This window comes from Opitutia bacterium (assembly GCA_016217545.1).
In the GTDB taxonomy this organism is placed as follows: domain Bacteria; phylum Verrucomicrobiota; class Verrucomicrobiia; order Opitutales; family Opitutaceae; genus Didemnitutus.
The window spans coordinates 281,589-307,583 of record JACRHT010000016.1 but is presented as its reverse complement, the minus strand read 5'-3'; the positions used below and the strand labels follow the sequence as shown (position 1 = coordinate 307,583).

At 66.1% G+C, this 25,995-nt stretch carries 25 protein-coding genes; 6 read left to right on the top strand and 19 right to left on the bottom strand.

Annotated features, from left to right (window positions below):
* Positions 1-102: 102 nt before the first annotated feature.
* From HZA32_13960 to HZA32_13915, 10 genes are all read right to left on the bottom strand, one after another.
* Positions 103-813, bottom strand: a complete 711-nt coding sequence (locus tag HZA32_13960; protein MBI5425178.1) for an ABC transporter ATP-binding protein — start codon at positions 811-813, stop codon at positions 103-105.
* 170 nt (positions 814-983) lie between these two features.
* Entirely contained in the window at positions 984-2,237 is a 1,254-nt protein-coding gene (locus HZA32_13955) for an HlyD family efflux transporter periplasmic adaptor subunit (GenBank protein MBI5425177.1), read from the bottom strand.
* A 237-nt stretch (positions 2,238-2,474) separates the two neighbouring features.
* Positions 2,475-2,756, bottom strand: coding sequence for a hypothetical protein (locus HZA32_13950; protein ID MBI5425176.1), 282 nt, complete (start codon positions 2,754-2,756; stop codon positions 2,475-2,477).
* A gap of 61 nt (positions 2,757-2,817) precedes the next feature.
* Entirely contained in the window at positions 2,818-4,170 is a 1,353-nt protein-coding gene (locus HZA32_13945; GenBank protein ID MBI5425175.1) for a PAS domain-containing sensor histidine kinase, read from the bottom strand.
* Between the two features lie 19 nt (positions 4,171-4,189).
* On the bottom strand, positions 4,190-4,543 hold the full coding sequence (locus HZA32_13940) for a four helix bundle protein (protein ID MBI5425174.1): 354 nt from the start codon (positions 4,541-4,543) through the stop codon (positions 4,190-4,192).
* Positions 4,544-4,590: 47 nt separating this feature from the next.
* The gene (locus tag HZA32_13935) at positions 4,591-5,958 is read right to left on the bottom strand and encodes a sigma-54-dependent Fis family transcriptional regulator (GenBank protein ID MBI5425173.1); all 1,368 of its coding nucleotides are present in this window, start codon (positions 5,956-5,958) and stop codon (positions 4,591-4,593) included.
* Positions 5,959-6,047: 89 nt separating this feature from the next.
* Entirely contained in the window at positions 6,048-6,329 is a 282-nt protein-coding gene (locus tag HZA32_13930; protein MBI5425172.1) for a hypothetical protein, read from the bottom strand.
* A 225-nt stretch (positions 6,330-6,554) separates the two neighbouring features.
* Complete coding sequence (locus tag HZA32_13925; protein MBI5425171.1) at positions 6,555-7,763, bottom strand: ABC transporter permease; 1,209 nt, start codon at positions 7,761-7,763, stop codon at positions 6,555-6,557.
* Between the two features lies 1 nt (position 7,764).
* Positions 7,765-8,526 (bottom strand): ABC transporter ATP-binding protein, encoded by a 762-nt coding sequence (locus tag HZA32_13920; protein ID MBI5425170.1) that lies wholly within the window; start codon positions 8,524-8,526, stop codon positions 7,765-7,767.
* 2 nt (positions 8,527-8,528) lie between these two features.
* Positions 8,529-9,998 carry an efflux RND transporter periplasmic adaptor subunit gene (locus HZA32_13915; GenBank protein MBI5425169.1) on the bottom strand — a complete coding sequence of 490 codons (1,470 nt, stop codon included), beginning with the start codon at positions 9,996-9,998 and terminating at the stop codon, positions 8,529-8,531.
* Positions 9,999-10,165: 167 nt separating this feature from the next.
* Here HZA32_13915 and HZA32_13910 point away from each other — a divergent pair, with 167 nt between their 5' ends.
* Positions 10,166-11,755 carry a peptidase S10 gene (locus HZA32_13910; GenBank protein MBI5425168.1) on the top strand — a complete coding sequence of 530 codons (1,590 nt, stop codon included), beginning with the start codon at positions 10,166-10,168 and terminating at the stop codon, positions 11,753-11,755.
* 88 nt (positions 11,756-11,843) lie between these two features.
* Here the strand turns inward: HZA32_13910 and HZA32_13905 are convergent, their stop codons facing one another.
* The 5 genes from HZA32_13905 to coaD all read right to left on the bottom strand — a co-directional run bounded on the left by HZA32_13905 (position 11,844) and on the right by coaD (position 19,321).
* A complete protein-coding gene (locus HZA32_13905; protein ID MBI5425167.1) occupies positions 11,844-13,343 on the bottom strand; it encodes a hypothetical protein in 1,500 nt (499 codons plus the stop codon).
* Positions 13,344-13,347: 4 nt separating this feature from the next.
* The gene (locus HZA32_13900) at positions 13,348-13,896 is read right to left on the bottom strand and encodes a hypothetical protein (GenBank protein MBI5425166.1); all 549 of its coding nucleotides are present in this window, start codon (positions 13,894-13,896) and stop codon (positions 13,348-13,350) included.
* Between the two features lie 21 nt (positions 13,897-13,917).
* Positions 13,918-15,114 carry a hypothetical protein gene (locus HZA32_13895; GenBank protein MBI5425165.1) on the bottom strand — a complete coding sequence of 399 codons (1,197 nt, stop codon included), beginning with the start codon at positions 15,112-15,114 and terminating at the stop codon, positions 13,918-13,920.
* A gap of 148 nt (positions 15,115-15,262) precedes the next feature.
* A complete protein-coding gene (locus tag HZA32_13890) occupies positions 15,263-18,676 on the bottom strand; it encodes a PD40 domain-containing protein (protein MBI5425164.1) in 3,414 nt (1,137 codons plus the stop codon).
* A 105-nt stretch (positions 18,677-18,781) separates the two neighbouring features.
* On the bottom strand, positions 18,782-19,321 hold the full coding sequence (gene coaD, locus HZA32_13885; protein ID MBI5425163.1) for a pantetheine-phosphate adenylyltransferase: 540 nt from the start codon (positions 19,319-19,321) through the stop codon (positions 18,782-18,784).
* A gap of 202 nt (positions 19,322-19,523) precedes the next feature.
* On the opposite strand from coaD, the gene pgsA reads away from it, so the two are divergent.
* Both pgsA and HZA32_13875 read left to right on the top strand, forming a co-directional pair.
* Positions 19,524-20,132 carry a CDP-diacylglycerol--glycerol-3-phosphate 3-phosphatidyltransferase gene (pgsA, locus tag HZA32_13880; protein ID MBI5425162.1) on the top strand — a complete coding sequence of 203 codons (609 nt, stop codon included), beginning with the start codon at positions 19,524-19,526 and terminating at the stop codon, positions 20,130-20,132.
* A 1-nt stretch (position 20,133) separates the two neighbouring features.
* Positions 20,134-20,649 (top strand): phosphatidylglycerophosphatase A, encoded by a 516-nt coding sequence (locus tag HZA32_13875; GenBank protein MBI5425161.1) that lies wholly within the window; start codon positions 20,134-20,136, stop codon positions 20,647-20,649.
* A gap of 3 nt (positions 20,650-20,652) precedes the next feature.
* Here the strand turns inward: HZA32_13875 and HZA32_13870 are convergent, their stop codons facing one another.
* The 4 genes from HZA32_13870 to HZA32_13855 are packed head-to-tail and all read right to left on the bottom strand — an operon-like array spanning position 20,653 to position 23,319.
* On the bottom strand, positions 20,653-21,588 hold the full coding sequence (locus HZA32_13870) for a hypothetical protein (protein MBI5425160.1): 936 nt from the start codon (positions 21,586-21,588) through the stop codon (positions 20,653-20,655).
* Positions 21,585-22,097, bottom strand: a complete 513-nt coding sequence (locus HZA32_13865; protein MBI5425159.1) for a UpxY family transcription antiterminator — start codon at positions 22,095-22,097, stop codon at positions 21,585-21,587. The genes HZA32_13870 and HZA32_13865 overlap by 4 nt, the downstream gene beginning before the upstream one ends.
* A gap of 35 nt (positions 22,098-22,132) precedes the next feature.
* Positions 22,133-22,570 (bottom strand): type II 3-dehydroquinate dehydratase, encoded by a 438-nt coding sequence (aroQ, locus tag HZA32_13860; protein ID MBI5425158.1) that lies wholly within the window; start codon positions 22,568-22,570, stop codon positions 22,133-22,135.
* Positions 22,567-23,319, bottom strand: a complete 753-nt coding sequence (locus HZA32_13855; GenBank protein ID MBI5425157.1) for a Nif3-like dinuclear metal center hexameric protein — start codon at positions 23,317-23,319, stop codon at positions 22,567-22,569. Before HZA32_13855 ends, aroQ begins: the two co-directional genes overlap by 4 nt.
* Positions 23,320-23,403: 84 nt before the next feature.
* On the opposite strand from HZA32_13855, the gene HZA32_13850 reads away from it, so the two are divergent.
* From HZA32_13850 to HZA32_13840, 3 genes are all read left to right on the top strand, one after another.
* Positions 23,404-23,922, top strand: coding sequence for a cytidine/deoxycytidylate deaminase family protein (locus HZA32_13850; GenBank protein ID MBI5425156.1), 519 nt, complete (start codon positions 23,404-23,406; stop codon positions 23,920-23,922).
* A 51-nt stretch (positions 23,923-23,973) separates the two neighbouring features.
* Entirely contained in the window at positions 23,974-24,534 is a 561-nt protein-coding gene (locus tag HZA32_13845; GenBank protein ID MBI5425155.1) for a YqgE/AlgH family protein, read from the top strand.
* 135 nt (positions 24,535-24,669) lie between these two features.
* Positions 24,670-25,986 carry an ammonium transporter gene (locus HZA32_13840; GenBank protein MBI5425154.1) on the top strand — a complete coding sequence of 439 codons (1,317 nt, stop codon included), beginning with the start codon at positions 24,670-24,672 and terminating at the stop codon, positions 25,984-25,986.
* Positions 25,987-25,995 lie beyond the last annotated feature (9 nt).

The window sequence follows — 25,995 nt, the reverse complement described above, 5'->3', positions numbered from 1 at the left end:
TTCGCCTTCTTCCCGAGAGCCCGACCACTGAGAAGGGCCGTTCGGGAAGGGGCGAAGATGCGTGGATGGCGCCGCTCCGCTGATTGGGCTATGGACTGAAACTTAGTGGGTCGGATCGCTCTCGACCTGCTCTTCGACAACGCGGCCGTCGAAGACGTGGATCGTGCGCTCGGAGTGGCGGGCGAAACGGGCGTCGTGCGTGACCATGACGATGGTCGAGCCGGCCTTGTGGAGATTGTGGAGGAGCTCCATGACGGCGTCGCCGTTCTTGGAGTCGAGGTTACCGGTCGGTTCGTCGGCGAGGAGCACGGCGGGCGAGCCGGCGAGGGCGCGGGCGACGGCGACGCGCTGCTGTTGACCGCCCGAGAGCTGCGACGGGAGGTGCTTGGCACGGTGGCCCATGCCGACCTTCTCGAGGGCCTCGGTGACGCGCTGCTTGCGCTCGGCGGCGGGCATGCCGCGGTAGGTGAGCGGGAGCTCGACGTTTTCGTAAACCGTGAGGTCGCCGATGAGGTTGAAGGATTGGAAAATGAAGCCGATCTCGCGGTTGCGGATGCGGGCGCGCTCGGGGAGCGTCAGGCCGTGGACGGGGCGGCCGTTGAGGTAATAGGTGCCGTCGGAAGGGGTATCGAGCAGGCCGAGGATGGAGAGGAGCGTCGACTTACCGCAGCCCGAGGGGCCGGCGATCGAGACGAACTCGCCCTTGAAGATCTCCATGTGGATGCCGGAAAGAGCGTGGGTCTCGACCTCGTCGGTGAGGAAGACTTTGGTGACGCCCTCGAGTTTGATCAGGGATGTATTCTCAGTGGTCATTGGGTGAATGCGCGTGGCAGTGGGGAGGAAACACGCGAAGCGTGTCTGGGGTTACAGAAATTTCAGGCTGAGGCGTCAGCGTCGGTCGCGATGACCAAGCTGAGGAGGCAAAGGATGACTACGGCGGCGAGCATGGAGGCGATTTCGTTAGAGCGTCGCACAGGACGGAATTAGTTCAGGCGGATGCGGTCGTTGGCGTCCCATTGCGACATGTCGGAGAGGATGACGCGGTCGCCGGGTTGGAGGCCGCTGACGATCTCGATGGTGTTGACGGAGCTGCGGCCGAGCTGCACTTGCGTGCGAGCGGCGTCGTTGCTGGCGGGGTCGAGTTTGAAGATGCCGACCGTGCTGCGTTCCTGGCCGAAGGCGGGGCGGCCGACGTAGACGACGTCGTTGAGGCGCTCGAGTTCGATCGTGCCGTCGACGGAGAGGTCAGGGCGGGCGCCGCGCGGGAGCTGGCCATCGAGGCGGACGTCGACGAGCACGGTGCCGTTTTGCACGGCGGGGTCGATGCGGGCGACCTTGCCTTCGACAACGCCGTTGCGCGTGTCGATCTGGGCGAGTTGGCCGATGGCGATGTCCTTGGCTTGGGTTTCCGCGATGCGGACTTCGGCCTTGAGCTTCGCGGGGTCGGCGACACGGGCGATGTTGGTGCCGGGCTGGACTTGCGCGCCGACTTCGACGGGGAGAGCGGAGAGCACGCCGCTCATGGACGAGCGGACCTTGAGCGCATCGAGTTCCTCGGCGCGGAGCTTGGCGAGGGAGCGGAGGCGCTCGACTTCGGCTTCCTGCACGGCGAGCTGCGGCTTGATGGATTCCTTGGCGAAGGCGAAGCGCTTTTGCTCGATGGCGTTGGTGTTGGCGGCTTGGGACGCGGTGGCTTGGGAGAGGCGGAGCTCGAGTTCGGAGACGAGGCCGTCCTTGAAGAGCTGTTCGCGGACCTCGGCTTGGAGCTTGGTGGTTTCGAAATCGGACTTGGCGCGGGCGGCGGTCGACTCGGATTGGAGCAGCTGCGACTCGAGTTGGACGCGGAGATTGGAGAGCTGGGCCTCAGCGGCGCGGAGCTGGGAGTCGGCGTTGGCCGAGGCGGAGACGACGTCGGGGTTGGTCAGTTCGAGGATGAGCGTGCCGGGTTCGACGATCGCGCCGGGGCGGAGGATGATCTTGTCCACGCGACCTTGCGTGCGGGCGGCGATCCAGCGGATTTCCTCCGGGACAAGCGTGCCGAGGCCACGGACTTGGCGGACCATCGGGCCGCGCTTCACGGTGTCGATCCACACGAGATTGCGTTCGACCGTGGGAGCGGCGGGCTTGAGGCGCGCGAGCACGACGGTGATACCGACGAGCACGACAGCGGCGATGACTCCGTAGACGATGCGCTTCTTGCGCTTCTCTTTGGCGGCGTTGGGGCGGGGAATATCCATTGCGAAATTCGGAAGATCTGCCCGACTATCGCACCGAGTGTGCCAATCGCTGAAGAAGGTTTAAATCGCTGACCGGCAGCGATCTGTGCATCGATAGGGATTCCCCTGCGAGTAGCCGAAAGTCGAAGCCGGGATATGGTCGTCCCGAAAGCGGGAAAGCGTGTGCGGCTGGGCGACCCGCCGCCAACGCTCCGGCGCGTGCACTGAAAGCGAGTCGGAGCGAAAAGGCCGTGCGGGCTACGACGCGTTGCCGTTTGCAGGCCCACGCAGCTGGTTCGGTGTCTTCCTCCTCATCTTACCGATGAGAAAGAAGCCGGCCGCCACGACAATGAAGGCGGCCAGCGCGCACGGGGCCGCGGTGATCCACGCCGCTGACGGGGGATAACTGGTGACCCGGTTGTCCGTTGCCACACCGGGCTGATGGGCCAGCAACTGAAAATACTGCCATGTAAACACGGCGCCGAATACTGCGACGCCAGCGATGGCTCCTGTCACCGATGATCTAGCGAGGAGATTCATTTTTTGAGGCGGGATAAAACAGTGACGCTATCTACCGGCGATGGTCGCCGCGCCAGCGACGTCACACCGGCAACCGCAGCCGCGCGATGCAGCCCGGGCCGTCGGTGCGGTTTTCCAGCGTGAGGGAGCCGCTGTGGTTTTCGGCGATCTGGCGGCAGAGCACTAGGCCGATGCCTGAGCCGGAGGGCTTCGTCGTGAAGAACGGGACGAACAGGTTTTGCGAGTTGGCGAGGCCGGGGCCGTCGTCTTCGACAAAGACCTCGATCGCGCCCGGTAACTCGCGCCAGCCGGTGCGCACGCAGCAGGTGGGCTGGCCGGGTTGGCCGGACTCGGGTTGGGCCTCGACGGCATTCTTCAGCAGATTGATGAAAACCTGTTCGAGCTGCGCGGCGTCGGCGTTAAGGACGGTGTCGGGTCCTTCGACGACCTCGACCTGCGTGCGGGTCTCGAGCGAGGCGACGCGGCGGAGCAGGGGACCGATTTGCACGGGCAATTTGGTCGGCGGCGGGAGCTTCGCGAGCCGCGCGTAGGATTGCATGAAACGATTCAGGCCTTCCGCGCGCGCTTCGATGATCTCGAGGCCACCGCGCATGTCGTCTTCCCAATCATCCGCGCGTTTGTCGCGGCGCAGCATCGCGCCGAGCGAGCCGGCGATGGATTTGATCGGGGCGAGCGAGTTGTTGAGTTCGTGGCCGATGACGCGGACGAGGCGCTGCCAGGCTTTCAATTCCTCCTCGCGCAACGGCTGGCTGAGATCGGCGATGACGACGAGCGAGTGGGGCAGGCCGCCTTCGCGGAACATCGTGCGGCGCATACCCCAGCGGCCGGCGCCGCCGGGGAACGTGCGGTTGAGCACGCGCGTAGCGTCACCGGTGAGGCAATCGACCATGTCCAGTTCGCGCGCGTCGCGGCCGAGGATGCGCTCGGCGGGCTGGGCGAGAAGTTCCTGGCCGGAGCGGTTGACGAGGCGCAGCGTTTCGTTGCCGTCGAAGGCGAAGATCGCGACGTCGATTTCCTCCATCACGGTGCGGAGGAGTGCGGTGGCTTCGAGGGCGCCGAGGCGTTGTTCCTGGAGGACGCCGCCGAGAAGATTGATCTCGGCCATGACGTCGCCGAGCGGCTCGTCGCGATTGGCGCCGCGGGCGCGGGTCGAGAAGTCGCCCTCGCGGAGCGCGGTGAGGAGATTGGCCATCGTCTGCAGCGGACGCATGACGAGTTCGCGCACGGCGAGCGCGTAGCCGAACCAGAAGCCGACGATGATGAGCCCAAACGTCCATTGCTTCTTGGCGTCCATTTCGATCTCGCGATCGACCATCAGCCACACCGCGACCACCACAGCGGGCAGGCCGGAGAGCAGCGTGTAGAGGAGCACGCGGTTCTCGTGGGCGAGGCGACGTTGGGATGGCTTTGCCATCGGCGGTAGGCGGTAGGCGTTAAGCTTTAAGCTTCTTGATGAAGGCACCGAGCATGCGGCGAACTTCGAAGGCATCGTCGGCCAATCGACGAGCGATCGGGGCGTCGATGTGGCCAAGATCGGTGGCGAGCTGAATGAAGTAATCGAGTTCGCAAGCGGAACCGAGCGCGATGTTCAGGAAGCGCTTCAGTTCGGCGTCGCCGTCGCGGCCGCAACCCTCAGCGATATTGGCCGGAACCGATGCTGCGGCCCGCCGCATCTGTCCCGTCAATCCGAACATCTCGTCCTTGGGAAAACGTTTCGTGATGTCGTAGATCGCGAGCGTCAAAGCATGGCTTCTCTGCCACGCCTTGAGTTCGCGATAATCTTTCATCGGTTCGGAGCTTAAGGCTTAAAGCTTATCGCCTAAAGCTGGGCTCGTCAGAGCCCGTAGCGCTCCAGGCGGCGGTAGAAGGCGCTGCGGCTGAGGCCGAGTTGTTCGGCGGCTTTGCGCGCGTTGCCGTCGCAGCGGGCGAGGGTCTTCTTGATGAGGAAACCTTCGACTTCCTCGAGGCTCATGTCTTCGAGACGCGGGGCGGCTTGACCGGCGTTGAGGCCGAGATCGGGGCCGCGCACGACCTTACCCTGCGTCATCAGCACGCCGCGCTCGACCGCGTGATCGAGTTCGCGGACGTTGCCGGGCCACGCGTAGTCGCGCATCGCTTCGAGCGCGCTGTCGTCGAAGCCGGTGATCGCTTTCCGGTAGCGCTCGACGTGGGCCTTGAGGAAATGCTGGGCGAGAAGCGCGATGTCCTCACGGCGCTCGCGGAGCGGCGGGAGGTGAATGTGAATCGTGTTGAGGCGGAAGAGGAGGTCCTGGCGAAACTTGCCGGCGGCGACCTCGGTCTGGAGGTCGGCGTTCGTGGCGGAGATGAGGCGGACGTTGACGCGATACGTGCGCGAGGAACCGACGCGCTCGAGCTCGCCGGTTTCAAGGACGCGCAGGATCTTCGCCTGCTGGCTCATCGGGATGTTGCCGATTTCGTCGAGGAAGAGCGTGCCGCCGTCGGCCAGCTCGAAGCGGCCGGCGCGGTCGGTCTTCGCGTCGGTGAACGCGCCGCGGACGTGGCCGAAGAGTTCGCTCTCGAACACGCCTTCGGGCAGGCCGCCCATGTTGACCGAGATGAAAGGCTTGCCGGCGCGCACGGAGACGGCGTGCAGCGCCTGCGCGACGACGCCTTTGCCGGTGCCGTTTTCGCCGGTGATGAGGACGTTCGCATCGGACGGACCGACGCGTGAAATCACCTCGAGCACCGGTCGCATCGAGGGCGATTGGGCGATGAGGTTCGGACCGCCCTTGCCGCGGAGAATCTGGTTTTCCTGCTCGAGGCGCTGGTAGGCGCGCACGGCGCTGGCGAGCTCGATCTGGTTTTTGACGATCGCGATGAGGCGCGGGTTGTCCCACGGCTTCGTGATGAAATCCTTCGCGCCGCGGCGCATCGCTTCAACGGCGACTTCGACGCTGGCCCACGCCGTCATGACGACGACCGGCAGCGTGGAGTCGGCTTGCTGGAGCTTGGCGAGGAGATCGAGGCCTTCCTGGCCGGACGTGGTGTCGCGCGCGTAGTTGAGATCGATGAGAGCGAGCGCGTAGTCGCGTTGCTCGACGGCCTTCATGACCGAGCCGGGCGACTTGGCGGTGTCGATGAGATAGCCTTCGGCCTTCAGGAGCAGGCGGAGGGCTTCGAGGACGTCGGGTTGGTCGTCCGCAACGAGGATGCGGTGGGGCGCGGGGTCGTTGGCTGCCATTTTGCGGTAGTGACTCGCGATGCGCCGCAAGAGTCAATCCGCCTTCGCTGAAGCGGCGGCGGATCGGTGCGTGTGGCGGAGTGGCGCGCTCAGGCGGCGATGCGCTCGACGATGGCGGAGCGGCGGCGGACGCCGTAGGCGTTGCTGCGCTTGCCGGTCGGGAGTTCGACGCGAGAGAGAGGCGCCTTGATCGTCAGCGGGCGGATGTTGCGCGCGTAATCGGCGATCGTGATGCCGACGATGGCGAGGCTCGCGGCGGCGGCGAAGACGACTTCGCCGGGGACGGTGGCGAGGAAAGCGGCGTTGGAGAGCTTGGCGATGACGGAGCCGGCGGCGGCGGCGGCGAGGATGATGGAGAGCGTGGACTTCATAGGAGAATCAGTTGGTTGATGCTTCCTCTATCGCACCGCGCGTGCCAACGGGCGGTGCGGGACGTTAAGCGCTCTGACGCCAAGCAGATAAAGATTCGCGGCGAATTTCTGCCACGAGTGGCGCGCCGCTTTTGTCCCGGTTTCCCTGCGGAGACGGGAAGCGGCGTTCCCGCGAGTGGGACGCCGTCGGCTAGGCGACCGGTCAGGTGTTATCCGTCGTGCGGATCACTCGTAGCGCAGGGCCTCGATCGGATCGAGCTCGGCGGCTTTGCGCGCCGGGTAGAAACCGAAGAAGACGCCGATGGCCGCGCTGAAAGCGAACGAGCCGATCACCGCGGTGCTCGAGACGAGGACGGGCCAGCCGTTCAGTTTCGAAATCAGCTGCGAGCTGCCGACGCCGAGCAGGATGCCGAGGATGCCGCCCATCATCGAGAGGATGATCGCTTCGGTGAGGAATTGCAGGAGCACGTCGCGACCGTGCGCGCCGACCGCAAGGCGGATGCCGATCTCGCGCGTGCGCTCGGTGACGGAGACGAGCATGATGTTCATGATGCCGATGCCGCCGACGATGAGCGACACGCCGGCGATGGCACCGAGGAGAACGGTCATCGTCTTGGTGGTCGCGGTCGCAGCTTCGGCGAGTTCCTGCTGGTTGCGCACCGTGAAGTCCGGCTCCTTGCCGTTGCGGCGCTGTTGGAGAAGGTCGGTGATGTCCTGCTGGATGCGCGCCATCTGGTCGGGGCTCGCGGCCTGGATGGTGATCGAGTTCAGGAACGGCCGGCGCGCGATGCGTTTCAGGTGACTCGTGTAGGGCACGATGACGACGTCGTCCTGGTCCTGCCCGAAGAAGTTGAATCCTTTCGGCGCGAGGACGCCGACCACCTTGAAGGGGATGTTGCGGATGCGCAGCGTCTGGCCGATGGGATCGTCGCCTTGAAAAAGCTGATCGGAAACGGTCTTGCCGATGACGCACACCTTCGCGCCGCTGCGCACGTCGGCGTCGGAGAACATGGCGCCTTCGGCGATGTTCCAGAGGCGAATATCGAGGTAGCTGACGTCTTCGCCCTGCACGGTGGTGCTCCAGTTCTGGCCGCTGGCGAGAATCTGCACGCGGTCGCGCATGTCGGGGCTGAGGTTGGCGACGCCGGCGACCTCGTTGCGGATGGCCATGGCGTCCTCGACCGTGAGCGTGCTGGCGCTGCCGAAGCCGCCGCGGACGGCGCCGCTGGTGAAGTTGCCGGGGAAAACCGAGATGATGTTCTGGCCGAGGCTGGCGATCTGGCCCTCGACCTGCGACTTCGCGCCGTTGCCGATGCTGACCATGGCGATGACGGCGGCGACACCGATGATGATGCCCAGCGCGGTGAGGATCGACCGGAGCAGGTTGCGGCGCAGGGCGCGGAGGGCGACCGTGATGGTGTTCAGGAGGCGCATGTCAGTCGGTGAGCTTGGCGGCGGCTTCGGCTTCCTGGATTTTGCGCAGTTCCGCGGTGGCGATGAGGCGGCTCTCCACCTGCACGTCGCTCACGAGGCGACCGTCGCGCATGATGAGGTTGCGCTTGCAGTAGTGCGCGATGTCGAGCTCGTGCGTGACCATCACGATCGTGATGCCCTGCTCGTTGAGCTTTTGGAAAACGCCCATGATCTCGACCGAGGTTTTGGAGTCGAGGTTGCCGGTCGGCTCATCGGCGAGGAGGATCTGCGGGTCGTTGATGAGGGCGCGCGCGATGGCGACGCGCTGCTGCTGGCCGCCGGAGAGCTGGCTGGGAAAATGGTCCGCGCGCTGGCCGAGGCCGACGAGTTCGAGGCTCTTTTGCGCGCGGTCGCGCATCTCGCGGGAGGTGAGCTTGCGCGCGCCGTAGAGCATCGGCAGCTCGACGTTCTCGAGCGCGGTGGTGCGGGAGAGGAGATTGAAGCCCTGGAAAACGAACCCGAGTTTCTGGTTCCGGATGTCAGCGAGCTGGTTTTTCTCGAGCACCGAGACGTCGGTGCCGTCGAGGAGGTAGCGCCCCTTCGTCGGCCGGTCGAGGCAGCCGAGCAGGTTCATCAGCGTGGATTTACCGGAACCGGACGCGCCCATCACGGCGACGAAGTCGCCTTTCTCGATCCGCAGCGACACGCCGCGCACGGCGTGCACGGGAACTTCGCCCGAGTTGTAGATCTTGTGGATCTCCTCGAGTTGAACGACGGCGGGCATGGTTAGAAGCGACGACCGCCGCCGAACGGATTCGCGGCCGGGCGGTTGGATTGCGCGGAGGCGTTGGGCACGCTCGCGCTCGTGACGATGACGTCGCCTTCCTTCAGACCCTCGATGATCTCGGTGGCGGTGCCGTCGGTGATGCCGACCTTGATGGAGAATTCCTCGAGCGACTGGTTCGGGGCGATGCCGACGAGCTTGTAGACTTTGCGCGTGGTGACGACGACTTCACCGGGGCGCGCGGACGACGGCGATTCGGGCACGGGCAGGCCGGCTTCGATCATGGCTTTGCGGAGCTGCTCCCGCTGCTCGGGCGTCGGGGGACCGTTGCGGAAGTCGATGCCGAGTTCTGCGGTGATCTGGCGCATCTTCTGGCGCTGCTCGGGCGTGAAGTTGGCGAACATGCCGCCACCGCGGCGACCGCCTTGGCCTTCGGCGCTGTTGCCGCCGGACGGCGCGGCTGCGGGCGCGGGGGCGGATTCCATCTTCGCGGCCGGGTCGGCTTTGGGTGCGTGTTCGGTTTTCGCGGCGGCGGGTTCGTCGCGTTTCACGGCGACGGTTTCGGGGACGCGGAGGCGCAGGGCGGCGTTGGCGATGCGCAGGACGTTGTCGCGGCGGGCGACGACGATGGAGACGTTGGCGGTCATGCCGGGACGCAGCTTCAGGTCGCGGTTGTCGACGGAAATGATGGTGTCGTAGGTCACCACGTTATTCGTGGTCTTGGGCGCGTTGCGGACCTGCACGACCTGGCCGCGGAAAGCGCGGTTCGGGAAGGCGTCGACGGTGAACGTCACCTGTTGTCCTTCGGCGACGCTGCCGATGTCGGCTTCGGCGACGGCGGCGGTGATCTGCATCTTCGAAAGGTCGTTCGCGATGGTGAAGAGCACGGGCGCGTTGAGGCTGGCGGCGACGGTCTTGCCCTCCTCGGTCTGCTTGTTGATCACGATGCCGTCGATGGGGGAGGTGATGGTGCAGCGCTCGAGGTCGACCTTGGCGTTCTCCACCGTGGCGCGCGCGGTGACGAGCGAGGCGTTGGACTGCTGCAGCTGGGCGACGGCCTGATCGAACTCCTGCCGCGTCACCAGTTTCTGCTGGAAGAGTTCCTTCACGCGCTCGGTGTTGACCTTTTGGAGCTGATTCGAGGCCTCGGCGGACGCGAGGTTGGCCTCCGCCTGGCGGAGCTTCTGCTGGTAGGTGGCGGGGTCGATTTCTACGAGCTTGTCGCCTTTTTTCACCGGCGAGTTGAAGTCCACGTAGAGTTTTTGAATGAGCCCGGAAATCTGGGAGCCGACGTCGACGCTGATGACGGAGTCGAGCTGGCCGGTGGCCGTGACCTGTTGGAGGATGTCGCCTCGCGCGATGGTGGTCGTCGTGAACTCCGGCGCGCTGTCGGCACGGCTGCGGGCCGAATAGTAATACCAACCGGCGCCAGCGACGCCGATCACAACGAGGAGCAACAGGAGTTTCTTCATGCGGGACGTGGGAACGTAGGAGCGAAGCGAACGGCACCGGGAAGGCAACTTCCCGGCGTGTCTCGGCGCCGCCAACCCTGAGACGCCGCGTTCGTCGCAAAGGTTTCACCGTTCGCGGCTTTCCTGTTGCCGCGTCGCGATCCGGGCGATTCCTTCCGCGCACCCCTATGAAGTCCCTGAAGCACCTCCTTTCCACGCTGGTGCTGGCGGCGGCCGCGGTGGCTGTCACAGCGCAGGAAGAACCCAAGGAAAAATCGGCGGAGCGCAAAGCGGCTCCGGCGGAAGCGGCCGCCAAACCGGCGCCGCCGGAGAAGGATCCTGCGCCCTCGGTGACGGACGGCGAGGTCACCATCGACAGCAAGGTCGTTCGCTACAAGGCCACGGCCGGCTATCTCGTGCAGCGCGATGAAAAAGGCGCGCCCAAGGCCAACATCTTCTATGTCGCCTACACGAAGGCCGACGTGAAGGACGTCGCGCAACGGCCGGTCACATTTTCGTTCAACGGCGGACCGGGCGCCGCCTCGGTGTGGCTGCATCTCGGCGGACTCGGTCCGAAACGCGCGGTGATGACCGACACGGGTGGCGCGGTGTCCGCGCCGTATCGTTACGAGGACAACGCGTTCTCCTGGCTCGACGAGACCGACCTCGTGTTCATGGACCCGGTTTCGAGCGGCTACAGTCGCGCGGCCAAGGATCAGGACCCGAAACAGTTTCATGGTTTCACCGGCGACCTCGAGTCGCTCGCGGACTTCATCCAGGTGTGGACGACCCGCAACTCACGCTGGCTCTCGCCGAAATTTCTCGTCGGCGAAAGCTATGGCACGACGCGTGTCGCGGCGCTCTCCGAGCGGTTGCAGCAGAAATACGATCTCTACGTCAACGGCGTGATGCTCGTGTCCTCGATTCTCAATTTCCAGACGGCGCGCTTCGCGCCCGGCAACGACGACCCGTATCCGCTGTTCCTCCCGACCTATACCGCGACCGCGTGGTTTCACGGGCGCCTCAAGGCCGATTGGGCCAAAACGCTCGACGGCGCGCGGAAGCGCGCGGAGGAATTTGCGGCGAAGGACTACACGGTTGCGCTGATGCAGGGCGACGCGCTGCCTGCCGCCGAACGCGAGCGCATCGCGGGCGAACTCGCCGCGCTCACCGGCCTCTCGCTCGATTACGTCAAGAAGCAGAATCTCCGCGTGAGCATCGGCGAATTCATCCGCGAACTCCGTCGCGACGAAGGCATCGTGGTCGGCCGGCTCGACAGCAGCATCACCGGCATCCTCGACGACAGCGGCGACGGTGACGGCGGCCCGGGCGGCGGGCGCGGCGGCGGTTTCTTCGATCCGAGCATGGAGGCGATTCGCGGCCCCTACGCGGCGGCGATGAGCGACTACGCGCGCAACGTGCTGAAGTTCGAAACCGATTTGCCCTACGGCGTCCTCGTGAATGTGCAGCCCTGGAGCTACAAAAACGTCGAGAACACCTACCTCGACGTCAGCGTCGCGTTGAAGAACGCGATGGTGCGCAACCCCGCGATGAAGGTTTGGGTCGCGAACGGCTTCTACGATCTCGCCACGCCCTACTACGCGACGGACTGGACGTTTCGCCACATGAACCTGCCGGAGCCGGTGCGCAAAAACGTCAGCATGACCTACTACGAGGCAGGCCACATGATGTATACGCACGTGGACTCGCTGAAGAAGTTGAAGGCGGACTTCAGCCAGTGGTTTCAGGCCACGCTCGCGAGCCAGCGAAACCGCTGACGCGCGCGAGTGCGCGTGAACGTCGCGCGGCTCGCGCGATCCGTTGAGGGCGCCGCGCCGCGCGAAGCGCAGCCCGCGCGACGACGCCTCAACGGTGCGCCGCGGCGAGAGCCGTCGGAGCGCATTTGGCGGCGCGCGGCTCGGTGTTCGCGTCGGCCGGTTCCTCCGCCTTCGGGCTGGTGCTGAATTGCAGGTCGGGCAGGCCGATGATGCCGCGCAATTGGTGGATGGCGTCGTGCAGACCTCCGACAGCGGCGCGCATTTCGTTCGCGGCGGCGGCGCTGGTCTCGGCCGCGGCTGCGTTGGCTTGCGTGACTTTGTCGATCTGCGTCATGGCGCCGCCGATGTGGCGGATGCCGTCGGTTTGTTCGCGGGACGACTGGGAGAGACCGCCGATCAACTCATCGACGCGACGCACGCGGGTGGAGATGTCGAGAAGTTGGGTCGCGACGTCGCCGCTGATCTTGCCGCCGCGCTCGGTGGCACCGATGGCGTCGCCGATGCGAGTGGCGGTCTCGCGCGCGGCGTCGGCCGAGCGTTTGGCGAGCGCGCGGACTTCCTCGGCGACCACGGCGAAGCCGGCGCCGGCCTCGCCCGCGCGGGCGGCCTCGACGGCGGCGTTGAGCGCGAGGATGTTCGTCTGGAAGGCGATTTCGTCGATGCTCTTGATGATTTTTTCGACGCCGCGACTGGCCTCGGCGAGTTCCTGCATGGCGGTCTTCAGTCCGGTCACGCCGGTCTCACTGTGGGCGCACAGCGCGCGCGCTTCGGACGCCTCGCGGGCGGCCTCGCCCATGCTGGTGTGCGCCGTTTCGCTGATGGAAAGCAGTTCGGTGCTCGAGGCACCGGCCTCCTCGAGCGCGGCGGCTTGGGTGCTCGCGCCCTCGGCGACGGTCTGGCTGCCGGTGGCGACCTCGGTGGATTGGGACACCAGCGCTTCGGCGGCGATTTCGAGTGAATCGGAGGTTTCGGTGAGCGATTTCGTGATGCTGTGTTGGACAACCCAGCCGGCCGCGCTGATGGCGGCCAACACGAGGGCCAATGCGCCGGCGCTCCAGGCGAGCTCGCGGCGGATGTCCTTTTCGCGCGCGGCGATTTCGCCGTTCGCAGCTTCGCCGACGCGATCGCTGTAGTCGTGGAGTTCCGCGACGGTGCCTTCGATCTCGGGCGAAAATTGCCGCATGTAGGCCTCCACGGCGGCGACGTTATCGCCGAGCAGGACGGCACCGGTGACGGTTTCGCCTGCGGTGGCGAGACGCTTGACCCGCGCGACGAACCGCGCGTCGGCCGCCTCAAGGGTTCGGGTCGCCTGCGCGAGTGCTCCTTTGTAGTCGTCGAGGCCGCGTTCGATCTCGTCGGGATCCTTGAGACGAAGGATGGCCTGCAAGCGCTGCTCGGAAGTCACGAGCTGCTGGAGGCCCCGTTGCGCGGCCTGCAGCTGTCCGGTGATTTTCCGTGCGACGTTCGCATCGCCGCGGTGCGTGGAGACGATCCGCCAGGCGGCGACGGCGGCGAGCGTGGCGCTGCAGAGCGCGGCACCCGCGACGAGCGCGGCCAGTTTGAAACGAAGGGAGCGGACCGAAATCACGGGCTCAGGACTTCATTTTGGACACGCTGAGACCGACGACGAGCGAGCCGATGGGCTTGCCGCCGTCGAGCACGGGCACGGCGACCTGCACCTGTTGCTGGCCGGAGGATTCGTCTAGCTCGACGGGGCCCTGCCAGTTTTTCCCGGACATGGGGACGTCGTGCTTATCCTTTCCCTTGTGGGACCAGTTGGTCGGTTTGGCGATGCAGGCGACTTTCCAGCCGTTGGCGGCGCTGAGGAAGGCTTCCGTGACGACGTCGTCGCGCTTGGATTTGAGAAACTGGCCGGCGGCGTTCTTGGAGAAGCTGCGGACAAAGGGGTCGAGCACCGTGAGCGCGCGCCACTTTTCCTGGGTCATGGCAGTGTAGTCGGCCGAAGCGGCGGAGTTCTGGGCGCGGACCGCGTCAACGATCACGGGGTCGGCCGCCCAAGTGGCGATGGCGGCGATGCGGGCGTCGATCTTGGCCTGGATTTCGGGAGCGAGCGGCTCGGCGCGAGCGAGGACGAAACTGCCGGCCAGCGCGATGAGGACGAGGAGGGAGCGGGGCTTCATGGTGACGGTGGAAAGAGAGTTTCAGAACACGACCTGGATGCGGCCGAGGAAGCGATGGTCGGACGGCACGGGCGCAGCGGGATCGCCTTGGAGGTAGTTGAGCGAGAATTTCAGGTCGTCGCCCTTGAGGAGAAAATTCAGGCCAAAGGTCCAGAGCTTGGACGTCGTGGCGTTGATGGCGGTGTTGCTGTCGTAGTTCTCGTAGCGGACGACACCCTGCCAGCGCTTGGCGAAGTTGTAGGCGCCGAGCATCGACCAGCCTTCGGCGGTGGTCGCGGAGCCGACGGCCGGGTGCTGCGTGTTGCGGAGCCACTCGGCTTGGAGCTCGGCGGGACCGACGGCGAGTTGCGCATCGTAGCTGTAGCCTTCGCGGCGGCCGGTGAAGGTGCCCTTGTCGTTCGTGGTGAAATAGTCGCCGCCGATGGCCAACCGGGCTTTCTGCGTGCCGATCTTGCCTTCGTAAGCGACGCCGTTGAGGCGGCCGACCCACATGAATTTTTGGTTGTCGTTGCTGCTGGCGTTCACGCCGGTGCCGTTGAAGGCGCCGACGGAATAGCTCAGCCGCTTCGGCACGGGATCGCCGTAGAGCATGGCGCCGATCTGGCGGGAGACGGTGAGCCGGTCGTTCGGCAGCGAGCGTTCGATGGTGTAGGTCTTGGTGTCGGGCTGGAGTTGTTCGAAGCCGAAGGGCGTCTTGAATTGTCCGACGCGGACGCTGGCGCGGGCGTCGGGCGTCCAGTTAACGAAGGCGTCCGTGAGCTGGCCGGAGATGCCGGTCTTGGTGGCGATGGAGTTGTTGCCGAAATCGGCCTCGAGCTTGAACGCGACGTTCTCCGCGAAAGTGCCGGCGAGATTCACGCGCGTGCGGCGCAGGAGGAAACGGTCGTTGATGCCGGTGTAACGCGTGTCCGGCGCGCCGCCGCTTTCGAATTGGGCGTGGATGAAGCCGCCGAGCGCGAGCTTCTGCTCGTTGCCGGCGACTTTGACGACGTTGAGCGGGGCCTTGCCGTCCCAGCCGAGCTGGCGGGTGAGGTCGGAGAATTCCTTGAGCGTAGGCGCGAGCTCGTCGGCCGAAACGGTGTCGTTGAGCTTCGCCTCGATGCGGGCTATCGCGGCTTCAACGCGGGCGAGACGATCCTCCAGTGACGGGTTTTGGGCGTGGGCGAAGGCAACGCAAAGAGTGCCGAGGACGAGGAGGCGACCGAGGTTTTTGAGCATGTGGGCGGGGGTATTACCCCACATGTCGACACAGGCGGCCCGGCGGATAACCGCGAAGCGTCGGGCGGGCTGTCACACTTTCGTGACAAGCCCGTGCAGAAAAGGGTGGCCCAATAGTTTGGCCGTCTCGCCGCCGACGCGAAAGAGCCTAGGACTTCGGCGGCGTCCAGGTCTTCAGCGTTTTGTCGGGCAGGGGCGGCGGCGTGGGCACGAGGTGCTTGGGGTTCTTCGCGATGAGCTCCTGCAAGCGCTTGATGGCGGCGTCGAGTTGTGCGTCTTCGCCGCGGAAGGCGCGGGCGGGATTGTTGTCGACGATCACGTCAGGCGTGAAGCCGTCGCCCTCGATCACCCAGCCTTCGCCGGGGATGAAACTGCCGAACTCCGCCGCGCGCGCGAGACCGCGGTCGACGAGGAAGTTCGAGCCGGTGAGCCAGATGCCGCCGCCCCAGGTGCGGACGCCGATGGTCTCGCCGAGTTTCAGGTGGCGGATGGCGTTGGCCATCGTCTCGCCGTCGGAGGCGGTCCACGCGTCGACAAGCACGACGAGGTGGCCGCGGAAAGCACTTTGGAGGTGCGGTGAGGCGAGACCGTCGCGGTTGCTCCACCACATCCAGGCCGGACGCATGAGGCGGGCGACCATCCAGCTGTCGATGTTGCCGCCGCGGTTGTGGCGGAGGTCGAGGATCAGGCCGCCCTTGTTGGCGGCGGCGTAGTATTGGCGGACGAACTCGTAGTAGTTGTCGGTGCCCATCGCTCGAATGTGCGCGTAGCCGATCAGGCCGTCCGACTTCTGGTCGACGGCGAGTCGGCGCGTGTATTCCCAATCGGTGTAACGCAGGCCGGCGGCCTCGTTGGCGGGGACCGGGGTGACGATGCGTTGCACCGGATCGCCGCCGCCCGCGGGCTTGAGCGTGAGGAGCACCTGCCGGCCGGCTTGGTTGCGGAGCAGCGAGGCGGCGTCGGGAACGGAGAGCGTGGGCGTGCCGTTGATCTCGACGATCACGTCGCCGGTCTTGATGCCGAGGCCGGGCGTGAGCAGCGGGCCGCGGCGTTCGAGGAATTCGGGATCGCTTTGATAGATGTAGTCGAGGCGATAGCCGCCGGCGGCCTCGTCGCGCGACCAGCGGGCGCCGAGCGACGCGACGGCGATTTGCGGCTCGAACGGCCGGAGCGTGCCGCCGCGCGCGTCGGTGTGCAGCGCGGAGAGTTCGCTGATGAGGTAGTTCAGCACGTCGTCGAGTTCGGCGCGGTCGGTGACGCGGTCGACGAGCGGAAGGTGCTTCTGGAGGTTGGCCTTCCAGTCGACGCCGTGCATGTTCCGCGCGTAGAAATAGTCGCGGTGCATGCGCCACGCGTCGGTGAACATCTGGCGCCAGCTCTCGCGGGGCGAGTAGGGGAAGCGCAGGGCGCCGAGGTTGACGCGGGATTTGGCGACATCGCCGGCGGGGCGCGGGGCGGCGTCGATGATGGCGAAGTTCTCGCTCTGGCGCACGAGCAGCTTCTTGCCGTCGGCGGAGAGGCGATAGCCGCCCACGCCGCTGAGCACCGTGGTGGTCTCGACGTCCTTGTTCTTGATTTCGATGGCGAGCAGGCGGTTCGCGCTCGGGCCGCTGGCGCCGGCGTCGCTGTCGGTGACGAAGATCGCTTTGTCGTTCACGCCCAAGTTGGAGTAGTTGCCGGGACCGACGGGCACTTCCCAGAGGCGCGAGGCGAGGCCTTCGAGGACGACCGTGACTTCGACCTTCTTTCTCTTTTCGTCGGCGGGCTTCTTGTCGGTCGCGGCTTTCTTGTCGGCGTCGTCGGAATTTTTCTCGTCGGTCTTCGCGACGGCTTTGTCGCCGGACGGGACCGGCTTCTTGTCATCGGTCGCGGGCTTGGCGGGTTTTTCGTCGTCGGATTTTTTCTCGGACGCCTTCTTCTCCTCGGCGACGAGTTCGTCGCTCGGCTGGAAGGGCGAGCGCTTTTCATCGGAGAGCGCGAGGAGGTAGATCTTCGTCGGTTTGTCGAGGAAGGGCTCGGGCTGGCGCGGGCCCCACGGGGCGCCGACGAGCGAGTTGAAGGAGCGGTCGGAGAGGAAATACAGCCACTTGCCGTCCGGTGCGAAGGCGGGGCTGGCGCTGATCACGCGGTCGCTGGTGACGGGCGTGGATTTGCCGGAGTCGACGCTGTGGAGGAAGATCTGCTGGTTGCCCGTCTCGGCGGACATCACGTAGGCGAGCCACTTGCTGTCGGGGGACCAATCGAAGTCGGGGCTGACGAAGTCCTGGAGTTTCGAGTGGGCAACGAGCTTGGTCTCCTTCGTCTCGACGTTGAAGAGCATCAGGTCGTCGTCGCGTTCGGTGTAGGCGATCCACTTGCCGTCGGGTGACAGCAGGCCGGTCATGCGGAGCGTCTCGCCGCCGGTGGTGAGTTGCTCGGCCGGGCCGCGGTTGTTGGCGGGGAGTTTCCAGAATTCGACTTCGCCGGATTCGTCGGAGAGGACGACGAGCGATTTGCCGTCGGGCGTGAAACTGACGCTGCGGTAACGGACGCCGCTCTTGCGGGCGACTTCGACGAGGCGGCCCTGACCGGCCGGGGCCACGAAGACCTGGCCGCGGGCGACGAGCGCCATGCGGTCGCCGTCGGGCGAGATCGCGAAGGCGGTCGTGAAGTCGGTCGGTTTGGTGACCCAGGTCTCGCGCGTCTGGTCGAAGTCGGAGGTGAGCGCGAGATCGAGGCGGCGCGTCTGATCGGTCTTGAGATCGTAGAGCCAGAGATCGGCGCCGTTCTGGTAGACGATGTGCGCGGCGTCGCCTTGGGGATTCTTCACGCCGAAATCGTTGTGACGCGTGTGCTGGCGCAGGTCGGAGCCGTCGGGATTCATCGACCAGAGGTTGTTGGTGCCGTCGCGTTCGCTGGCGAAGTAGACGCGTTCGCCGAGCCACATGGGCCAACGGCTCACGCCGCGGAAGTCCGCGTGGTATTGAGTGGCGTCGGTGGCGCCGGCGTCGAAGCGCCAGAGGTTCTGCGCGGTGCCGCCGACGTAGCGCTTGGCGTGCGAGCCTTGGAACGAGTAGCGCGTGAAGACGAGGGTCTTGCCGTCGGGCGAGTAGGCGCCTTCGTCGGCTTGCGCGAGCGGCACGAAGGTGCGGGCGCCGGTTTGCGGGTCGATCGCGACGAGTTGGTTGTCGGGGATCGTCGCGTAGGTGCGGGTGGCGTAGAGGACTTTTCCGTCGGGCGTCCAGCCGCGGACGAGGGCGGCTTCGCCTTCGAAAGTGAGGCGTTTGGGACGACCGCCGGAGAGCGGCATCACGTAGACTTCGACGGGGCCCTCGTATTGTCCGGAGAACGCGACCCACTGGCCGTCGGGCGAGATCGAGGCGCTGGTCTCGAAGCCGGGATGGCTGGTGAGGCGCTGGGCCGCGCCGCCGTTGATCGAGGCGCGCCAGAGATCGCCCTCGGCGGTGAACACGATCGTGTCCCCGTGGATCGAGGGGAAGCGGTAGTAACCGGCGGTGCTGTCGGCGTGGAGGGTCGAGGCCAGCGCGAGGATTGAGACGAGGCCGAGGAGGAGGCGGTTCATGGCACGCATGGGGTAAGAGAAATTGAGCGTCGCTGCTTCAGCGACGGCGAGTGTGGCGAGACGAATGGCGCAAAACGAACGGGCAACGAGACGATCGTGACGCCGTCAGGTGTTGCCCCGGCGATGCCAGCCGCTTTTCGCACCGGCGCGCGCCTGGCGCGGGGTGGGGTGCTTGAACACCTCCTGCAACGCCTCGGCGACGGGCGCGGGGACGAACTTGGTGATGTCGCCGCCGAGTCGCGCGATCTGCTTCACGAGCGTGGAGCTGGTGTAGCTGTAACTCTCGTTCGGCATCACGAAGATCGTTTCCACCTGCGGCTCGAGGTGGCGGTTCATCAACGCCATGTTGAACTCGAATTCGAAGTCCGAGAGCGCGCGCAGGCCGCGGATGATGGCGTGAGCTTTCTGCTGATGGGCAAATTCAACGAGGAGGCCGTCGAACGCGACGACGTCGATGTTCGGCATGCGACCGACGGTGGCCTTGATCAAAGCGACGCGCTGCTCGGCGGTGAAGAGCGGCTCCTTGGTGGAGCTGAGAGCAACGGCGACCGTGACGCGGTCGAACAGCTTGGCGGCGCGCAACAGCACGTCGAGGTGTCCGTTGGTGAAGGGGTCGAAAGTGCCGGGGTAGATGCAGAGTCTCATGCGGCGTCGGGCGCGCGGGAGCCAACGGCACGGGCTGCGGGTTGGCGAGGAGAATTCGTGCGGCGCGGCGGAGTTATTTCGGACCAAGCCGCAGCGTGCCGGCGCCGACCGCCTGATGCCGCGCGGGCGAATCCGAAAGCGCGCGGCACGGCACTCCATGGTTGCCAAGGATTGGTGCGACCGCTCGACTCAGCCACGGCGCATGACCCTCCCCAATCTGCTCACCATTTCGCGCGTGCCACTGATGTTCGTCGTGGTCGGATTGATGTATGCGGACTTCGCATGGTGCGCGACGATCGCGTTCTGGCTCTATATCGCCGCGGCGCTGACTGACTGGCTGGACGGCCTGCTGGCGCGGCGCGCGAATCAGGTGTCGGCTTTCGGGCGCTTCATGGACGCGGTGATCGACAAGGTCATGGTGCTCGGTCTGATGATCGCGCTGACGAACCGTGGGTTCTTCTCGTTCGCGGGCCACGACTATACGATCACGGCGGTGATGTTGCTGCTCTGCATCCTCGCGCGCGAATTCGCGGTCTCCGGCATGCGGATGGCGGCGGCGATGCGCGGGATCGCGATCGAGGCGGACACGAGCGGCAAGGTGAAGACCTTCACGCAGCTCAACGCGATCGGCTGGCTGCTCGGCGCGCGGATGTTCGAACACGATTGGAGCGATATCTTCCCGCCGAGCGACCGCATCATCATCACGGTCATCCACAACATCGGTCTGGGTCTTTTCGTGCTTTCGGCGGTGCTGACGATCACGTCGGGCCTCTCGTATTTCAAGCGCCACGGGCACGTGGTGATGGATTGAAATGCAACTGAAGGAGCCGCGCTGGCCGGCGTTGCTGCCGGGCAAATGGGTGCAAGGACTCGCGACGCTCGGGCCGCTGGGTATGCGGATGCCGGCGCCCGGAACGTGGGGCGCGGCGGCGGGCGTGTTCTACGCGCTGCTGTTTTTCCGGCACGTGCCTTGGCCGACGACGATTATCGTCACGCTGCTCGCGAGCTACGTCGCGGTGGGGCTGACCGGCGAGGCGGCGCGGCGCATGGGCAAGAGCGATCCCGGCGAAGTGATTCTCGATGAGTTCGTCGTGATGCCGCTGGTGTTCCTCGGCGCGGCGCGCGCATTCGGCGGTGTGTGGCCCGAATGGGTCGTGCTCGCGGTGGGCTTCGCGTGGTTCCGCGTGTTCGACATCCTGAAGCCGTTCGGCATCGCGCGCCTGCAGCGCTGGCCGGGCGGGTGGGGGATCGTTGCGGACGATTTCGTGGCGGCGCTCGCGGCGTGCGCGGCGCTGCACCTGAGCGGGTGGGTTTGGCTGCGGTTCTGAACTTCAGCGCCGGTAGTCGAACGCGCCGCGGAGTTTTCTCAGGGCTTGGCCGAAGGTGAGTTCGGCGCGGACGCGGGTGCCGGTGGAGAATTCGTAGCCGTCGGGGCCCCACGTGGAGCGGGCGCCGAAGCCGACGATCCATTGCGTCTTCGAGTTGAACGTGAAGCGCCGGGGCACGAACCAGAGCACGCTGGGGCGGACGGTGAAGAAATTGTCGTCCGTGCCGCTGAGGAGCAGCGTGGTCGTGTAGGTGGCTTGCACCGTCCACTTGAGCTGGCCCATGTCGTAGACGGCGCCGCCGGTGAAGGACATCGAGTCGTCGCGCGGCGTGTTGGTGCCGAAGCCGCCTTGGACGTGCGAGGGCGTCACGAAGTCGGCGCTGAATCCGGCGAACTCGGTCCAGCGCGGGTGCTCGTCGTCGTGGTGCTGCACGACGATGAACGGCGAGTAGTGATTGTGGCCGTCGGTCAGGTCGCGCGGCGGCGAACCGACGGGCAGGTCCAGGTTCAGGCCGACGCTGGTCTCGTATTCGGCGAGCGGCCAGCGGGGCAGGAGGTATTTGCCGCCGAAGCGCATGAGCCCGACGCCGTGATTGGTCTCGCCGCCGCCGAGGCCGTGGGTGGCGTAGGCTTCGGCTTCGACCTTCAGGCCGAGTTGGTCGTTGACCGCCCAGCGAATCCCGGTGGGCAGGCGGATGTAGTCGCGATGCAGGAGATCGCCGAAGCGCGGATTGAAGGTGACTTGGAACGTGCCGGGCGGGTCGAGGTGCGGCAGGTCGATGTCGAACAAGCCCCGGATGCGGTCGAAGAGGCGCGGCGGGGCCTGGGGCGCTTGCACGTTGTCCGCGGCGGCCGCCGGTGCGCTCGCGCCGGTCATGGCGAGGGGCGCAGTGGCGAGCAGGAGCGCGGTAAAAAGAGCGAGCGAGGGGCGGGGCGTCACGGGAGCGGTTGCAGGCTTTCGAGCGGCAGGCGGACCAGCAGGCCCTGCTGCAGCACGTCCACGGACACGACGATTCCCTTCGGGTTCACCGGATCGTCCACATATCCTTCGAGGCCGTGGAGCGCGCCGCCGCTCACGCGCACGCGGGTGCCCTTGCGAATCAACGGGTGCAGCGCCGCTTCGTAGCCGGACGCGCAGACCGCCTTCACATCGGCGAGCTGGCGCAGGAAGACGGATTCGTTCTCCACCATGAGGGCGCGGACGAGGAGGTCCTGCTGGTAGACGCGCGCCTTTTTTTCCGGGATGATTTGCGCGAAGACGTAGCCGGCGAAGAGCGGTTTCGTGAACACCTTTTTCTGCGTGCCGTAGCGGCGCACGCTCTCGATCAGCGCGAGGTAGTGATCGAATTTCTCGCGCGCGAGGAGATCGGCGAATTTCTTTTCGCAGCGCGGCTTGGTGTGGCAGACGAACCAACGCGGCTCGGTGAAGTCGGGAAGATGCTGGCCCATGAAACGGAGGACTGAGGACGGAGAACGGCGCGCGGTCAGGCGCGCGCGGCGAGGAGTTGCAGCGCCTCGAGGTAGCCCGGGAAACCCCGGCCGCTGATCATCGCGATGCAGGCGGCGGCGGTGTAGGAGTGGCGGCGGAATTTTTCCCGCTTCTTGATGTCCGAGATGTGCACCTCGACGGCGGGGAGCGGCGCGACGCTCTTCAAGGCGTCGTGGAGCGCGATGCTCGTGTGGGTGTAGGCGCCGAAATTCACGACGAAGCCGGCGACGCCGCGATCGGCGAGGGCATGGATGCGGTCGATGAGCGCGCCTTCGTGGTTCGACTGAAAGAACACGACGCGGACGCCCAGGCGCTTCGCTTCGGCGCGGATGAGTTGCTCGAGGTCCTTGAGCGTCGCGGTGCCGTAGATGTGCGGCTCGCGTTTGCCGAGGCGGTTGAGGTTCGGGCCGTGGAGGATGGCGAAGGTTTTCAAAGGGGATTTTCCGTGTCGATGAACACCCAGGGCAGGCGGAATTTCTTCGCGAGTTCGGCGGCGAGCGCCTTCACGGCGAGCGTCTCCGTCGCGTAGTGGCCGCAGCAATAGACATTGAGGCGCTGTTCCTGGGCGAAGTTGAACCACTCTTCGCGCAGCTCGCCGGTCACGAGGGTGTCGATGCCGGTCGCGGGCAGGGCGGCGATGGCGCTGTTGCCCGAGCCGCTGCAGAACGCGACGTGCTTGGGTTGCGCGGCGCCGAATTCGAGGGCGACGACGCGCGGGTAGAGTTCCTCGAGGCGGTTGCGCAGCTGCGAGCGCTTGAACTTGTTCGGCGCGGTCCAGCCGATGAAGTCGTCGTCGTGCGGCAGGAAGCGGCCCTTCGGTTTCAGGCCGAGTTGGCGCGCGAGCAGGACGTTGTTGCCGAGTTCCGCGTGCGCATCGAGCGGCAGGTGCGAGGAGTAGACGGCGCAGTTGCCGCGGATGAGCGTCGCGTAGCGTTCGTAGGCTGGCCCGGTGAGCGGTTGCGCGCCGCCCCAGAAAAGCCCGTGGTGCACGACGAGAAAATCCACGCCGCACTCGACCGCCTTCTCGAACGGCACGAGGCCCGCGTCGACGGCGGCGCCGATCTTCGTGACGCGCCCGTCGTTGCCGACCTGCAGGCCGTTGACCGCGCCGGGATAGTCCTTGAAGGACGAACGCCGGGTGCGCCGGTCGCAGTAGTCGGTGAGCTGCTGGAGCGAAGCCATTCGGGGCAGGTTGAGCGGCGGGACGGGCGCGCGCAAGACGCAGCTGAGGCTTGCCAGCGGGCAGACGGCCGGCAGCGTGACGGCATGGAGGCTGGCTTGAAACCTACCGCTCCCGCCGCCGCTCCGCGCGAGACGGCTACGAGCAACCCCATCGACCTGATTGCCGACGCCACCGCTCGCTTCGATCACCGGCCGAGCTGGGACGAGTATTTCATGGCGACGGCGACGCTGATCTCGTCGCGGTCGAACTGTGAGCGGCTGAACGTTGGCTGCGTCATCGTGACCGGCGGCGAGCGGCGCAACCGCATCGTCGCGGCGGGCTACAACGGCTGGCTGCCCGGCACGCCGCACGTCTCGCGCATCCGCGACAACCACGAGACCGCGACCGTGCACGCCGAGCAGAACGCCGTGGCCGATGCCGCGCGCCGCGGCTCGAGCGTCGAGGGCTGCACGGTCTATGTGACCCATTACCCGTGCATCAACTGCGCGAAGATCCTCGCGGCCGCCGGCATCGCGGAAATCAAATACCACACGGACTACAACAACGACCCGTTCGTGGCGCCGATCCTCGCCGACGCAGGCGTGAGGATTTCCAAACTCTGAGCCGGCGGCGCGCCGATGCCACGGCGTGCCGCCGCACTTGTCCTCCTCTCCATGAAAGCGCGCCGCCCGAATCCGAAGGAGAGTCTCGCGGGCAGCTTGTTGCTTTCGCATCCGGCGATGAAGGACCCGAATTTCGGCCGCACCGTCGTGCTCATGTCGGCGCACGATGCGGACGGTGCGCTTGGGATCGTCATCAACCGTCCGCTGCGGCGCCGGCTCGACGAAATCAGTCCGGACTTCGCGCTGAGTCCGTTGGCCAAGGTCCCGCTCTACACCGGAGGCCCGGTCGAGACGGCGAAGCTCATCCTCGCGGCCTGGCGGTGGCGCGAGGATCCCAGCGAGTTCGAGCTGCAGTTCGGCCTCGACCCCGATCGTGCGGCCGCGTTGGTGGCCGAGCCGGGTTACACGCTGCGCGGCTTCCTCGGTTATGCGGGCTGGGGGAAGGGACAGCTCGAAAACGAGATGAAGCAGAACACGTGGTTCGTCGCGGGGCCGGCCAACTACAACCTCGGCGCCGAGGAGGGGCCGGCGTTGTGGCGATTGATTTTGGGCTCGCTCGATCCCGAGTTGAAGTTGCTCGCGGACGAGCCGGACGATCCGTCGAAGAACTGACGACCGATTGCACACGCGCGCCGGCGCGGCGCGGTGCGGTGGCGGCATAAATTTTCCGATGACACGCGCGCTCCGGCGCGGTTGGCACGGGCTCTGCGTTACGCGTGGCGGGTCCCTTACCCCATACCACACATGATGAACACACACCCACTACGGAAGCTCGCGGCCGGAGCCGCCGTGCTTTCCCTGCCAACGCTCGCGCTCGCGCAGGCCGCGACGCCACCCGCTCCGACGGTCGACTCAGGCATCACTTCGTGGATGCTCGTCTCGACGACGCTCGTGTTGCTGATGGTCCCCGGCCTGGCGCTTTTCTACGGCGGCCTTGTCCGCACGAAAAACGTTCTCGGCACCATGATGCACTCGTTCATCGCCATGGCGATCGTCGGTGTCATCTGGGCGGTCGTCGGATACTCGCTGGCCTTCGGCCCGAACATCCTCGGCGGCTTTGTGGGCTGGAACAAGGACCTCGTGTTCCTCTCGGGCATCGATCAGACGATCATGTCCTACAACGTGCCCGAATACGTGTTCGCGATGTTCCAGGGCAAGTTCGCGATCATCACGCCGGCGCTGATCGCCGGTGCGGTCGCGGAGCGCATCAGCTTCCGCGGTTGGGCGGTCTTCATCACCCTTTGGGTCCTCTTCGTCTACGCGCCCCTCTGTCACTGGGTTTGGGCGAGTGACGGCTACTTCTTCAAGATGGGCGCCATCGACTTCGCGGGCGGCACGGTCGTCCATATCTCCTCGGGCATCTCGGGTCTCGTGCTCGCGCTGTTCGTCGGCCCGCGCCTCGGCCACCCGAAACTTTCCACCTCGCCGAACAACCTCACGATGGTGCTCCTCGGCGCCGGTCTCCTCTGGGTCGGCTGGTTCGGCTTCAACGCCGGTTCCGCCGTCGCCTCGAATCTCGACACCGCTCGCGCGCTCACGGTCACGCAGGTTGCCGCCGCCACCGGCGCGCTCACCTGGGTGCTCATCGAAGCCTTCGCGCACGGCAAGCCGACCTCGCTCGGTCTCGCCTCGGGCATTCTCGCCGGTCTCGTCGCCATCACGCCGGCCGCCGGTGTGGTCGGCGTCAAGGGCGCCATCGCGCTCGGCGTCATCGCCGCGCTCGGCTGCTACTTCGTCATCACCCTGAAGGGCAAGTTCGGCTACGACGACACGCTCGACGCGTTCGGCGTGCACGGCGCGGGCGGCATCATCGGTGCCATCGCGCTCACGTTCTTCATCCGCGACAGCTGGGCCAAGCCGGAAGGCTGGACGCTCGTGGGCCAGCTGAAGACACAGGCCCTCGCGGTCGGCGCCACGGTGGCCTTCGCCGTCGTGATGACGCTGATCATCGGGTTCATCGTGCAGAAGACGGTCGGTCTCCGCCTCAGCGAGCAGTCTGAGCGCGCGGGCATGGACCATGACCTCCACGGCGAGCGCGGCTACGGCCTCAACAACCTCAACTAAGGAGCGCCC

What these genes read in the sequence shown, in the direction of transcription:
- HZA32_13960 (MBI5425178.1), bottom strand. Translation starts at nt 813, where the DNA reads ATGACCACTGAGAATACATCCCTGATCAAACTCGAGGGCGTCACCAAA.
- HZA32_13955 (MBI5425177.1), bottom strand. Translation starts at nt 2,237, where the DNA reads ATGGATATTCCCCGCCCCAACGCCGCCAAAGAGAAGCGCAAGAAGCGC.
- HZA32_13950 (MBI5425176.1), bottom strand. Translation starts at nt 2,756, where the DNA reads ATGAATCTCCTCGCTAGATCATCGGTGACAGGAGCCATCGCTGGCGTC.
- HZA32_13945 (MBI5425175.1), bottom strand. Translation starts at nt 4,170, where the DNA reads ATGGCAAAGCCATCCCAACGTCGCCTCGCCCACGAGAACCGCGTGCTC.
- HZA32_13940 (MBI5425174.1), bottom strand. Translation starts at nt 4,543, where the DNA reads ATGAAAGATTATCGCGAACTCAAGGCGTGGCAGAGAAGCCATGCTTTG.
- HZA32_13935 (MBI5425173.1), bottom strand. Translation starts at nt 5,958, where the DNA reads ATGGCAGCCAACGACCCCGCGCCCCACCGCATCCTCGTTGCGGACGAC.
- HZA32_13930 (MBI5425172.1), bottom strand. Translation starts at nt 6,329, where the DNA reads ATGAAGTCCACGCTCTCCATCATCCTCGCCGCCGCCGCCGCCGGCTCC.
- HZA32_13925 (MBI5425171.1), bottom strand. Translation starts at nt 7,763, where the DNA reads ATGCGCCTCCTGAACACCATCACGGTCGCCCTCCGCGCCCTGCGCCGC.
- HZA32_13920 (MBI5425170.1), bottom strand. Translation starts at nt 8,526, where the DNA reads ATGCCCGCCGTCGTTCAACTCGAGGAGATCCACAAGATCTACAACTCG.
- HZA32_13915 (MBI5425169.1), bottom strand. Translation starts at nt 9,998, where the DNA reads ATGAAGAAACTCCTGTTGCTCCTCGTTGTGATCGGCGTCGCTGGCGCC.
- HZA32_13910 (MBI5425168.1), top strand. Translation starts at nt 10,166, where the DNA reads ATGAAGTCCCTGAAGCACCTCCTTTCCACGCTGGTGCTGGCGGCGGCC.
- HZA32_13900 (MBI5425166.1), bottom strand. Translation starts at nt 13,896, where the DNA reads ATGAAGCCCCGCTCCCTCCTCGTCCTCATCGCGCTGGCCGGCAGTTTC.
- HZA32_13895 (MBI5425165.1), bottom strand. Translation starts at nt 15,114, where the DNA reads ATGCTCAAAAACCTCGGTCGCCTCCTCGTCCTCGGCACTCTTTGCGTT.
- HZA32_13890 (MBI5425164.1), bottom strand. Translation starts at nt 18,676, where the DNA reads ATGAACCGCCTCCTCCTCGGCCTCGTCTCAATCCTCGCGCTGGCCTCG.
- coaD (MBI5425163.1), bottom strand. Translation starts at nt 19,321, where the DNA reads ATGAGACTCTGCATCTACCCCGGCACTTTCGACCCCTTCACCAACGGA.
- pgsA (MBI5425162.1), top strand. Translation starts at nt 19,524, where the DNA reads ATGACCCTCCCCAATCTGCTCACCATTTCGCGCGTGCCACTGATGTTC.
- HZA32_13875 (MBI5425161.1), top strand. Translation starts at nt 20,134, where the DNA reads ATGCAACTGAAGGAGCCGCGCTGGCCGGCGTTGCTGCCGGGCAAATGG.
- HZA32_13865 (MBI5425159.1), bottom strand. Translation starts at nt 22,097, where the DNA reads ATGGGCCAGCATCTTCCCGACTTCACCGAGCCGCGTTGGTTCGTCTGC.
- HZA32_13855 (MBI5425157.1), bottom strand. Translation starts at nt 23,319, where the DNA reads ATGGCTTCGCTCCAGCAGCTCACCGACTACTGCGACCGGCGCACCCGG.
- HZA32_13850 (MBI5425156.1), top strand. Translation starts at nt 23,404, where the DNA reads ATGGAGGCTGGCTTGAAACCTACCGCTCCCGCCGCCGCTCCGCGCGAG.
- HZA32_13845 (MBI5425155.1), top strand. Translation starts at nt 23,974, where the DNA reads ATGAAAGCGCGCCGCCCGAATCCGAAGGAGAGTCTCGCGGGCAGCTTG.
- HZA32_13840 (MBI5425154.1), top strand. Translation starts at nt 24,670, where the DNA reads ATGAACACACACCCACTACGGAAGCTCGCGGCCGGAGCCGCCGTGCTT.